At 51.7% G+C, this 12118-nt stretch carries 11 protein-coding genes; 4 read left to right on the top strand and 7 right to left on the bottom strand.

Annotated features, from left to right (window positions below; translation table 11 throughout):
• Positions 1-19: 19 nt before the first annotated feature.
• Complete coding sequence (gene aspA, locus BGK46_RS02885; protein WP_371440448.1) at positions 20-1471, bottom strand: aspartate ammonia-lyase; 1452 nt, start codon at positions 1469-1471, stop codon at positions 20-22.
• 306 nt (positions 1472-1777) lie between these two features.
• Here aspA and BGK46_RS02880 point away from each other — a divergent pair, with 306 nt between their 5' ends.
• Positions 1778-2293, top strand: coding sequence for an FxsA family protein (locus BGK46_RS02880; RefSeq protein WP_069586961.1), 516 nt, complete (start codon positions 1778-1780; stop codon positions 2291-2293).
• Positions 2294-2362: 69 nt separating this feature from the next.
• On the opposite strand, the gene BGK46_RS02875 is transcribed toward BGK46_RS02880, so the two are convergent.
• The 4 genes from BGK46_RS02875 to BGK46_RS02860 are packed head-to-tail and all read right to left on the bottom strand — an operon-like array spanning position 2363 to position 7152.
• Positions 2363-4321, bottom strand: coding sequence for an acetoacetate--CoA ligase (locus BGK46_RS02875; RefSeq protein WP_069586960.1), 1959 nt, complete (start codon positions 4319-4321; stop codon positions 2363-2365).
• 9 nt (positions 4322-4330) lie between these two features.
• Positions 4331-4951: a maleylacetoacetate isomerase gene (gene maiA, locus BGK46_RS02870; RefSeq protein WP_069586959.1), complete on the bottom strand. Its 621-nt coding sequence runs from the start codon at positions 4949-4951 to the stop codon at positions 4331-4333.
• A 60-nt stretch (positions 4952-5011) separates the two neighbouring features.
• A complete protein-coding gene (locus BGK46_RS02865; protein WP_069586958.1) occupies positions 5012-5998 on the bottom strand; it encodes a fumarylacetoacetate hydrolase family protein in 987 nt (328 codons plus the stop codon).
• 14 nt (positions 5999-6012) lie between these two features.
• Positions 6013-7152 (bottom strand): homogentisate 1,2-dioxygenase, encoded by a 1140-nt coding sequence (locus tag BGK46_RS02860; protein WP_069586957.1) that lies wholly within the window; start codon positions 7150-7152, stop codon positions 6013-6015.
• 232 nt (positions 7153-7384) lie between these two features.
• On the opposite strand from BGK46_RS02860, the gene BGK46_RS02855 reads away from it, so the two are divergent.
• The gene (locus BGK46_RS02855; RefSeq protein WP_338013069.1) at positions 7385-7873 is read left to right on the top strand and encodes a MarR family transcriptional regulator; all 489 of its coding nucleotides are present in this window, start codon (positions 7385-7387) and stop codon (positions 7871-7873) included.
• On the opposite strand, the gene BGK46_RS02850 is transcribed toward BGK46_RS02855, so the two are convergent.
• Entirely contained in the window at positions 7843-9192 is a 1350-nt protein-coding gene (locus BGK46_RS02850) for an MATE family efflux transporter (protein ID WP_069586955.1), read from the bottom strand. The two genes, BGK46_RS02855 and BGK46_RS02850, sit on opposite strands and share 31 nt — an antisense overlap.
• Positions 9193-9411: 219 nt before the next feature.
• Between BGK46_RS02850 and BGK46_RS02845 the strand changes: the two genes are divergently transcribed.
• Complete coding sequence (locus tag BGK46_RS02845; RefSeq protein WP_069586954.1) at positions 9412-9702, top strand: co-chaperone GroES; 291 nt, start codon at positions 9412-9414, stop codon at positions 9700-9702.
• Positions 9703-9745: 43 nt separating this feature from the next.
• Complete coding sequence (gene groL / locus BGK46_RS02840) at positions 9746-11392, top strand: chaperonin GroEL (protein ID WP_069586953.1); 1647 nt, start codon at positions 9746-9748, stop codon at positions 11390-11392.
• Between the two features lie 78 nt (positions 11393-11470).
• Here groL and BGK46_RS02835 read toward each other — a convergent pair whose 3' ends face one another.
• Positions 11471-11803: an SMR family transporter gene (locus tag BGK46_RS02835; protein ID WP_069586952.1), complete on the bottom strand. Its 333-nt coding sequence runs from the start codon at positions 11801-11803 to the stop codon at positions 11471-11473.
• Between the last annotated feature and the right edge of the window lie 315 nt (positions 11804-12118).

Raw genomic sequence — 12118 nt, 5'->3', positions numbered from 1 at the left:
TTAGCTAACCGTTATTCACTTAGGCGTTAAAGCGTTTACCGCGATACTTGGGATGCATCAGGTTGTCGACGGAGAAGATGTCTTCAAGTTCTTCTTCGGTCATTAACCCGCGTTCTAGCACCACTTCTTTCACGCTCTTTCCAGTCTCAGCACAAATCTTGCCGACAATATCGCCCTCGTGGTGGCCGATAAAGGGGTTGAGATAAGTGATAATCCCAATCGAGTTGTGCACATAGTGCTCGCACACCTCTTGGTTGACGGTAATCCCGCTTACACACTTCTCACCCAAGTTCCGGCAGCCATTCGCCAGAATGGAAATAGACTCAAACAGTGCCTGTCCAATCACGGGCTCCATCACGTTAAGCTGAAGTTGGCCGGCTTCGGCGGCAAACGTAATGGTGGTATCGTTGCCCATCACCTTAAAGCACACTTGGTTGACTACCTCGGGGATCACTGGGTTAACCTTGGCGGGCATAATGGATGAACCTGCCTGCATTTCGGGTAGGTTAAGCTCATTGAGTCCCGCTCGTGGGCCCGAGGAGAGTAGACGCAAGTCGTTACAGATCTTCGATAGTTTCACCGCCAAGCGTTTCAGCGCGCCGTGGACCATGACATACGCGCCACAGTCTGACGTGGCTTCAATCAAATCTTCGGCCGGGATACATGGCAGACCTGTGATTTCAGCCAGATGTTTTACCGCCAGTTGCTGATAGCCTTCTGCGGCATTCAACTTGGTGCCAATCGCGGTCGCGCCGAGGTTGACTTCGAGCAGCAGTGCGGCGGTATATTTAATGTTCTTAATCTCTTCACGCAGTAGTACCGAAAAGGCTTTGAACTCTTGTCCGACCGTCATCGGTACTGCGTCTTGCAGCTGGGTGCGGCCAATTTTCAGTACGTGAGAGTAAGTCTCCGCTTTTTTGTTGAATTCGTTTTGCAGATAATCAATCGCATCCATTAATTTGAGAATGCTGTTGTAGACCGCAATTCGGAAACCGGTGGGGTACGCACAGTTGGTCGATTGGCTCTTATTGACGTGATCGTTGGGGTTAATCACATCATAGTCACCTTTCTCATGCCCCATCAGTTCAAGCGCAAGGTTGGCAATCACCTCGTTAGCATTCATGTTCACTGAGGTGCCTGCGCCGCCTTGGAAGACATCCGAAGGGAACTGATCCATGCATTTACCCGTTTCCAAAATCTGGTCACAGGCTTTGATAATGTAGTCACCGACATCAGAGGGGATCACGCCGAGTTCTTGGTTTGCCATCGCGGCAGCTTTTTTGGTGTAAACCATGCCGCGAACGAAATCGGGAATGTCTGAAATACGGGTACTTGAGATAGTAAAGTTCTCAATGGCGCGCAAGGTGTGAATACCGTAATACGCATCGGCTGGAACAGCGCGTTGACCGAGTAAGTCTTCTTCAAGGCGGGTTGCAGTAGTCAGCGTAGGGGTATCATTGGGTGTAATAATCGTCTGAGACATGTGTTGGCCTTAACATCAAAGTTATTATAATGATTAAAACGTCGCCACAAATTTTGCTGTAGAATCCATTCCTCAGAGATTTTGGCTGGATGTATCGTCTCTTACATCCTTTCGCCGCTATTAGAGCATATGATGTGGTGAAAAGGGCTGACACCGGTCACAGCACTAAGAGGAGGCGATAACAAAATGCGCTTTCTTGCCGCGAGATTCAAGCAGTAAATCCACTTTCCCGATTCGGCTTTTGCGTGATTTTGATGTTAGGATGAAAAGTCAATTTCCAGTGCGAGGTGAACCGTGTTTCCAGTTTTATTACTGCTATTTATTTTGGTGCCAGTGATCGAAATTGGCCTGTTTATTCAGGTTGGTGGCTGGCTGGGGCTGTGGCCCACACTGGCACTGGTTTTGATTACCGCGTTTGTCGGTGCGTCTTTGGTGCGAAGCCAAGGCATTATGACCTTGGCTTCGGTGCAAGACAGGCTCAACCGAGGAGAATTACCCGCTCAGCAAATCCTTGAAGGCGTGATGCTGGCCGTCGCTGGCGTGCTGCTGTTAACGCCAGGTTTTATGACCGATGCGATGGGCATGTTGGTGCTTTTGCCTGGGCCGCGAGCCGCGCTTGCCAAACAAGTGATGAAGCGCGTCACTGTGTCTCAAGCGGGTTTTAGCCAAGGTGGTTTCCATCAAGGGGACAATGCGCAAGGTCCTTTTGGGGAGGACCCGTTCCGTCGCGGAGGCCGTGGTGAGGATGGCAATACCTTTGAGGGTGAATATGAGCGTAAAGATGACGATGATGACCATCGCCTGCGCTAAGCCGTTTCGGGATTAAGCCCAGCCAAAAGGCCGCATGAAGATGCGGCCTTTTTCGATCATGGCGTCAGCTTACTCGGTGAGCTCAGGACGCTGACGGTATTGGTCGAGTGATGCTGGGTTATCCAACGCGCTTAACTGTGCTACGTCTTGGCCATGGACCACATCGCGCACCGCCAGCTCGGCCAGTTTCCCTGACTTGGTGCGTGGAATATCGCTCACCTCGGCAATCACGGCGGGAACGTGACGCGGTGTGCACTGGGTACGGATGGTTTTTTTGATGGCTTGCTTGAGTGGCTCATCCAGTGTCACGCCGGCGGCGAGTTTGACGAATAGCACCACGCGGACATCATTTTGCCATTGCTGGCCAATGACCACTGAATCCATGATTTCGCTAAGCTGATTCACATGGCGATAGATTTCTGCCGTGCCAATTCGTACTCCGCCTGGGTTCAATACCGCATCAGACCGACCATAAAACACCATGCCACCTTGTGCGGTCAGGCGCACATAGTCACCATGAAACCAGATATCATCAATCTTGTTCCAATAGGCATTGTGATAGCGACTGCCATCGGTATCGTGCCAAAAGCCAACCGGCTGGTTGGGGAAGCTATTACAGCACACCAGCTCCCCTTTCTGCTCCTCGACCGCTTGGCCTTGGGCGTTAAACACTTGTACATCGAGCGCCAAGCCGCGCTTTTGGCTTTCGCCGCGATAAACCGGTGACAGCGGGCTGCCAAGAACAAAGCAGCCACAAATGTCGGTGCCACCCGCAATCGAGCTTAACTGCAGGTCAGACTTTATCTTTTGATAGACATAATCAAACTGCTCGGGCGCAAGTACCGAGCCGGTCGAACACAGGACGCGTAGCGACGCCAGCGAGTAATCATCTTTCGGTGCCACCCCTTGTTTTTCCAATGCTTCTAAGTATTTCGCCGCCGTACCAAAAAGGGTGAGCTGTTGCTGCTCGGCCAGTCGCCATAGTACGCCCGCATCGGGATAAAACGGTGAGCCATCATAAAGCACCAAGGTCGCGCCGCTTGCCAAGGCACTGACCTGCCAATTCCACATCATCCAGCCGCAGGTGGTGAAGTAGAAAAAGCGATCGCCGGGGCGCACATCCGAATGGAGCTGATGCTCTTTCAAATGATTGAGCAATATTCCCCCCACCGAATGAATAATGCACTTGGGCTTACCCGTGGTGCCGGAAGAGTACAGCACAAAGAGTGGGGCATTGAACGCCACGCGGGTAAAGCGAAGCGGCGGCGCGTCCTTGGCTAATAAGTCTTGCCAGTTATCCACGCCAGCAGGTAAAGAAGGTCGATCACCATCAAAAGGGATCACCACTAGGCGCTCAATGGCCGGTACGTTATCCACCACCTGCTGTGCTTTATTCAGGCAGTCATAGGTTTTGCCGTTGTAGTGGTAATGATCGGTGGTAAACAGCACTTTGGGCTCGGTTTGGCCAAAACGGTCCAACACACTGTCGACGCCAAAGTCCGGTGAGGTTGAGGTCCAAATCGCGCCCAGAGCTGCGGTGGCAAGCATTGCAATCACGGTTTCAGGCAGATTAGGTAAATAGCCAGCAACCACATCGCCCGGCTGAACACCTTGCATATCTAGGTAGTGACGGATGGCCGCGACCTGATCGACGAGCTCACGCCAAGTGAGAGTTCGTGCTACCTCATGCTCACCGCTAAAAATCATCGCTGGTTGGTCGGCATATTGCCCTGCGTGCTTGAGCAGGTTTTCGGCATAGTTCAGACGTGCGGTGGGAAACCAGTGGCTATCTCGATTGGGGTGCTCGGGGTCGATATTGCACACACTCTCGCCCGGATCGCCGATCACGCCAGCAAATTGCCATAACTGTTGCCAAAAATCGCCGCTTTGACGTACTGACCATGCATAGAGATCGTCATAACCACTCAGCTGGGTATCGTGAGTCTGATTCACGGCACGGATAAACGCGGCGAGTAACGTGTGGGTTTGACGTTCCTTATCCGGCGCCCACAACAATCCGTCTTTCATGTTCTCTCCTTAGCTCTTATCAGGGTGTGCCTGTATAAATGCATCCAGCGTTTGGCACTGTGCCTCAATGCGCGTCAAAGTTGGGTAGGCCGTTAAATCAAACGCAAATCGGCGTGCATTAAAAAGCTGCGGTACCAAACAAATATCGGCCAAATTGGGCGCTTCTCCGCCGATAAAGGGGCTGTCTAATTTCTGTAGTTTGGCTTCCAAGCCATCGAACCCTTGTTTTAGCCAATGGTGATACCAAGTAATTTTGTCATCATCACTGTGGCCAAAGGGGCCGGTTAAGTATTGCAGAACCCGTAAGTTATTGAGTGGATGCACATCACAGGCAATATCGAGCGCCAGAGATCGGCACTGGGCTTTTTGCACTGGATCACTGGGGAGCAGTTTTACCTGCGGATAGCGCTCATCGAGGTATTCAATAATGGCCAGTGATTGGCTCAAGGTGACATCGCCATCGACCAAGGTAGGCACTAAACCGGCGGGATTGAGCGAGCGATAGGCGTCGCTGTGCTGGTGTTTATCCAGCAAAGACACGGTTTCTCGTTGGTAGGAGAGGCCTTTAAGGCCAAGGGCGATGCGGACGCGGTAGGCCGCGGTCGACTTACTGTAATCATAAAGCAGCATACAAGCTCCTAGACGGCATCAACGTCACGCGCGCCTAGAGGTACTAGGCGCGCATCAAGGTTATTCTGTGATGTAACGGGTCACGGTTTGCTCAATGGCGCCGAAAATAGACGCATCTTGGCTGTCGCGCATATCGATGGTGACGCTATCGCCAAAGGTCATAAACGGGGTTTTTGCCTCGCCTTGGTCGATAATTTCCAGCATACGCTTTTCGGCTAAGCAGCAAGAGCCTTTACTGCGATCGGTATTGGAGACGGTGCCGGAGCCAATAATGGTCCCAGCGCTGACATGGCGGCTTTTCGCCACATGCGCGACCAACTGGGCAAAATCAAAGGTCATATCGACACCCGCGTCGGGTGACCCGAACCATTCGCCGTTGAGGGTGACATGCATCGGTAAGTGGACTTTATGGTCGCGCCAGTGATCGCCCAGCTCATCTGGGGTAACCGCCACCGGTGAAAATGCAGAGGCGGGCTTAGATTGGAAAAAGCCGAACCCTTTGGCAAGCTCGCCGGGGATCAGGTTGCGCAGGGAAACGTCGTTGACCAGCATCAGCAGTTTAATGTGTTGGCCCGCTTTATCAGCACTAAGGTGCATGGGCACATCATCGGTGACGACAGCAAGCTCGGCTTCAAAGTCACAGCCCCACGCATCATCCACCAATTCAATCTCGTCACGTGGACCGAGAAAGCCATCAGACATGCCTTGGTACATCAATGGATCAGTCCAAAAACTCTCAGGCATTTGTGCGCCGCGCGCTTTGCGCACCAGTTCAACGTGGTTAACGTAGGCGCTACCATCTGCCCACTGATAGGCGCGGGGCAGTGGTGAGTCGCAGACACTGGGGTCAAAGGCAAAGGACTCACTGACTTGGTTGTCATTGAGCGCGTCGTAGCGCTGAGTCAGTTTGGGCGCCAGTGTCGCCCAATTATCGAGTGCCGCTTGTAGTGTGGGTGCAATATCGTCGGCGTGGACGGCGCGAGTAAGGTCACGAGAGACCAAAATCAATTTGCCATCACGTCCGTGTTTGAGTGAAGCCAGTTTCATTGCTTTCTCCTTCGCTATTCTGCGTCACTTGGCGTGCGCCAAGAGTAAACATAATCGGTCAGTTCGGTGGCTTTCGCCGCGTCGCCCATATCAAGAGGCATGCGGGTATCGATCATCACCGCCACTTCATCGGTCTCTTTTTTCTGATGCTTTTTGCCCGCGGCGAACGCTTTTGGGTGAGGGCCATGCGGGAAGCCACAAGGGTGTAATGTCACCATGCCGGCATCAATGTTATCGCGGCTGAAAAAGTCACCTTGGTGATAGAAAAGTACCTCATCATAGTCATCGTTATTGTGGTAGAAAGGCACCTTCAGTGCGCCAGGATCCGACTCGATCGGGCGGGGGACAAAGGTGCAAATCACAAAACCTTGCGCGACAAAGGTGGTGTGTGCGGATGGCGGTAAGTGATAACGATGGCTCATCAACGGGCGGATATCTCGCCAGTTGAGTCGGAATACAGTGAGGTTGCCTTTCCAGCCTACCGCATCGAGTGGGTTATAAGGATAGGTGACACGGTTAAGCTGTTGGCGCGATTTGATCATCACCTGCCAGCTTTCGTTATCGGATTGCTGGGCTTTAAAGCTATCGTCAATGCGCGCATGTTCTAACACCGCAGGGTCAAACACCGCATGTTCGCCGACGATGCCTCGTTCGGCGCTCATGTAGGAGCCATGTGTCGCTTCAATCATCAACAAGGTGGTGGCCTCATCCGGCACCAGTCGCCAGCTGGTGGCGCGAGGGATGATCAAATAATCGCCTTTGGTGTAGCGCAAGTGGCCATAATCGCAATACAGCGAGCCTTCGCCTTGGTGGACAAATAAGCAATCGTCGCCATCGCTGTTGCGCACTAGATAAGACATGGCGGTATCGGTGCGCCATAAGCGAACCTGAACGTTGGCATTGGATAACAGCACAGGCGCATCCATTGGCGACGTGCCTTGAGTTTCAACTCGGTTGGTGTCAAAAGCATGCGGTCGCAATGGGCCTTCCCACTCGCTCCAGCCCGTCGGGGGATGGCGGTGATACATATGACTGGCCGGGCCAAAAAAGCCTTCCTTGCCACACTCGCGCTCGTAGGTTCCCTCGGGAAAGTCGCAGTGGGCTTGACGTGAGGCATCCCCTTCACGAATGGGGAATGAAAACCACTTTCGCATAACTCGCTCCTTGTGCTGGGCGGCCGTGCTCACCAGGACGGCCAAATAGTTTCAAAAGAAACAATCTATCCGTTTATACTAGCGATCAGAGACGAGAAAAAGCAACGTAATGTTAACAAATATTTTACTTCATGTGTTCAGTATTTTTGCCGCCTAAAAATCATAAGTGTAAACAAAGCACTACCTTTGCATCTTATCGAAGCCTCTCGTAAAGTAGGTTATATGATTTCATTTGAAACTAACTGATATGACCCTTCCTCATTTAGCACTCGATAGCTTTTTGCCTTATAAGTTGGTCCACACGGCGGAGTTAGTTGCCGACAGTCTTGCGGCACGTTATGAAGCAGAGTTTGGATTGTCGCGTCCAGAATGGCGCGTGCTGGCCTCTTTGGGCGCACGTGATGGCGTGATGGCGAAAGATTTAGCCGCAGAAACGCGGTTGGATAAAGTAAAAGTGTCGCGCTTGCTTACTCGTTTAGAGCGGCATCAGTTGGTAGAGCGACGCGCGTGCCAAGGTGATCAGCGCGCCGCGTTAGTCCATTTGACCGACAAAGGCCGCACCCATTATCAGACCATTGTTCCCAAGGTGCTGGAGTGGGAAAAAGCCATGCTCGAGGGACTCAGTGCGGCGCAGTATCAAGCGCTTTATCAGGCGTTAGATGCGTTGCAGCACCGCGTTCATGAGCTGGCTCAGACGGACAGTGACGCCGCGAGTGTCTGACGGCGCAGCACCACGGCATACAGGTACGCCATAATACCGGCCAGTAGATTAGCAATGGCGATTCCCGCAAACAGGCCATGGGTGCCGTTGACCATGCCGCCCAGCCATGCACAGGGCACTAAGAAGACAAACAAACGCACTAGGTTGCAGGCGAACGAATGCAGCGAACGCTTCATGGCATTCAGGCCACCGACCAATAACATCAAGGTGCCTTGTAAGCCGTAACTGGCCGGGACCACCATTAAATAGTGGGCAATTTCTTGTTGAACCCGCACATCGTCACTGAATACATCCGCAATCAGATCGATAAAAGGCCACAGCGACAAGTACAAGGCAAACTGGAACAAGATGGCAAAGCGCATCGCGCTAAACAGTGCCTGAAAGGCCCGTTGATGGTATTGCGCACCAAAGTTTTGCGACATTAAGGGCGTGAGCGATGACGTCATTGCCATCATCACAATTAATAAAATGGCTTCAATACGCTGAGCGGCGCCATAGGCGGCAACGCTTTCTGTTCCCTGTGAGGCGAGCATCATCATTAAAATGGCGCCTGCGGCTGGGTTTAAGGCATTGGTCATTCCAGCCGGCATGCCAATTTTGAGGATCTGACGCACGTCAGTCGCTAGCTTGGTCCATTGCGGCGCCATCAACAGTCGCTCACGGCGAATTAGTATACTCAGTGCGGCTATTAATGCGCCGGCCCAGCTGACGGCACTGGCGATGGCCGCCCCTTGCACTCCCAGTTCGGGAAATGGGCCCAAGCCAAAAATCAGTAAGGGGTCGAGCACGCCATTAATGACACCAGAGATCATCATGATTTTCGCCGGCGTTTTCGTGTCGCCTGTGGCACGGATAGCCGCGTTTCCTGCCATCGGCACGACGAGTAATGGAATGGTGAGGTACCACACCTGCATATAATCGTGGATTAACGGTAATAAGTTGTCGCTTGCCCCCAACGCGGAGAACACTGGATTAATGGTGGCGGCCCCTAACCAACCGACGGCCATCACCATGAATACCGCCAAGATCAAACCATGACTCGAGACCCGCGCGGCATCTTGATGATCGCCTTGGCCGAGTAATCGCGCGACCAAGGCGGCAATGCCGACCCCTAATCCGAGCGTGATGGAGTTAACCGCAAAGGTGATGGGAAAGGTGAAGCTCACCGCGGCTAATGCTTCCGTGCCAAGCAGTGAAATAAAGAAGGTATCCACCACATTGAACATGATGATCGCAAATAGCCCAAATACCATGGGCACGGTCATCTTACGCAATGTGAGGTTGATCGGGGCGGACAGCAGCCCGTGTTTGTCGTTCATAATCTCTGATCACTGGGTTGGGACGGCTTACCCTAGCGGATCGCACCTAGGTGAGGAAGCTGCCGGGTAAAAAAAATCAAAAAAATTGCTGTAAAACCCTTGGGAAAGAAAAAGGGCGTCCCCACATAGGGAGTTACATCAGGAACCGGACGCATGAACGGCCTGTGTGCATACTTACTTCATCAAACGGAACATCATTACTAATTCAGGAGACGACCGATGAACATTCGTCCACTACATGATCGCGTTATCGTTGAGCGCCAAGAAGCTGAGTCTAAATCAGCAGGCGGCATCGTGTTAACTGGTTCTGCTGCAGAAAAGTCTACTCGCGGTAAAGTACTGGCGGTAGGCAATGGCCGTATTCTTGAAAACGGCAACGTGCAGCCATTGGACGTTAAAGTGGGTGACACTGTTATCTTCTCTGAAGGCTTCGGTACTAAGAGTGAAAAAATCGACGGTAAAGAAGTCCTGATCCTGTCAGAAAGCGACATTATGGCAATCGTTGAGTAATTCATTTCACCTCCAATCAAGAACGTAAGAAAGGAATAGAATCATGGCTGCTAAAGACGTTAAATTTAGTGACGACGCGCGCGCGAAAATGCTCGAAGGTGTGAATGTTCTGGCGGATGCCGTGAAAGTCACACTAGGCCCTAAAGGTCGTAACGTTGTTCTAGACAAATCATTCGGTGCGCCAACTATCACCAAAGACGGCGTGTCTGTTGCCCGTGAAATCGAGCTGGAAGACAAGTTCCAGAACATGGGCGCACAAATGGTAAAAGAAGTCGCTTCACAAGCAAATGATGCGGCAGGTGACGGTACGACCACTGCAACTGTATTGGCGCAATCTATCGTCAATGAAGGCTTGAAAGCGGTTGCAGCGGGCATGAACCCAATGGATCTGAAGCGTGGTATCGACAAAGCGGTGGTTGCTGCGGTTGAAGAGCTGAAAAAACTGTCTTCACCTTGCTCAACCAGCAACGCGATCGCTCAGGTGGGTACTATCTCTGCCAACTCAGATGAGACTGTGGGTAAGATCATTGCTGAAGCCATGGATAAAGTGGGTCGCGACGGTGTTATCACTGTTGAAGAAGGCCAATCTCTGCAAGACGAGCTGAGCGTTGTTGAAGGCATGCAGTTTGATCGTGGTTACCTGTCTCCTTACTTCATCAACAACCAAGAAGCTGGCAACGTTGAGCTGGATAACCCATTTATCCTGCTGATCGACAAAAAAGTGTCTAACATCCGTGAGCTGCTACCAACGCTAGAAGCGGTTTCTAAAGCCTCTCGTCCACTGTTAATCATCGCAGAAGATGTTGAAGGTGAAGCGCTGGCGACCTTGGTTGTCAACAACATGCGCGGCATCGTAAAAGTTGCTGCGGTGAAAGCGCCTGGCTTTGGTGATCGTCGTAAAGCGATGCTACAAGACATCGCGACACTGACTGCTGGTACCGTGATCTCAGAAGAGATTGGCATGGAACTGGAGAAAGTGACGCTGGAAGATCTAGGCCAAGCTAAGCGTGTCACTGTCACTAAAGACAACACCACTATTATCGATGGTGTTGGTGAAGAAGCCTCTATCGAATCGCGTGTTGCTCAAATTCGTCAACAAATCGAAGAAGCGAGCTCAGACTACGACAAAGAAAAACTGCAAGAGCGCGTCGCCAAACTGGCTGGCGGTGTTGCAGTAATCAAAGTCGGTGCGGCGACTGAAGTTGAGATGAAAGAGAAGAAAGACCGCGTTGAAGATGCTCTGCACGCGACTCGTGCGGCAGTGGAAGAAGGCGTGGTTGCCGGTGGTGGCGTTGCGCTTATCCGTGCTGCTAGCAAAGTTGGCGAGCTGAAAGGCGATAACGAAGAGCAAAACGTCGGTATCCGTGTGGCACTGCGTGCCATGGAAGCACCTATTCGTCAAATCGCGACTAACGCGGGTGATGAAGATTCAGTGGTTGCGAACAATGTGAAAGCAGGTGACGGTAACTATGGTTACAACGCCGCAACCGGTGAATACGGTGACATGATCGAAATGGGTATTCTTGACCCAACCAAAGTGACCCGTAGTGCACTGCAATTTGCTGCCTCTGTTGCTGGTCTAATGATCACCACCGAAGCAATGGTTACTGACTTGCCACAAAAAGATGGCGGTGCTGATATGGGCGCTGCTGGTATGGGTGGCATGGGCGGTATGGGCGGTATGATGTAATTGCCCTTCCCCTGAAAAAGAAAAACCCAGCTTCGGCTGGGTTTTTTGTTTTAGCTCGACCGTCAGTGGGCGTGATAACTAGTGCGGAGATGCAGATGAAAATAAATTCATCACGGCCACACCGGCAACAATCAGTGCCATTCCAATCACCGCAGGCGTATCAAGCTTCTGACCGAAGACCAACCAACCAATGAGCGCTATCAAAGTCACACCGGCGCCAGCCCAGATGGCATAAGCAATGCCCACAGGGATCGCTCGGAGTGTTAGCGCAAGCAAATAGAAGGAAAAACTGTATCCCACCACCACTAATACGGAAGGGACGAGCTTAGAAAAGCCGTCACTGTTTTTGAGTGATGCGGTTGCAATCACCTCTGCCACGATGGCAAACCCCAGAAAAAGCCAATGCTTCATATCGATGACTCCCTAGTGAGAAACAGAGCGACTATGCTACCAGCCCGAATGTATGATGTATGCCACATTTTATGGAAAGAGCAGAGGGTGGGTACTATAATAGGAAGCTTGGTAAGCGAAAGTGGGACGGTTTTTGCTGGTTTATTAAACAAAACGACCGTTTCTGTTCACTTTTTGCGCTAACGAAAAGTTTTTTGCAAAAAGGGGTTGCGGGAAAAACTGAAATCTCTATACTGCGCTTCCTGTCGACGGGGCAATGAGACGCAAGTCACGAAATGCCGACCACTAAATCGACACGCTCTTTAACAATTTGAC

Source organism: Salinivibrio sp. SS2 (assembly GCF_001722075.1).
Lineage (GTDB): Bacteria > Pseudomonadota > Gammaproteobacteria > Enterobacterales > Vibrionaceae > Salinivibrio > Salinivibrio proteolyticus.
This window is presented reverse-complemented; position numbering and strand designations above follow the sequence as displayed.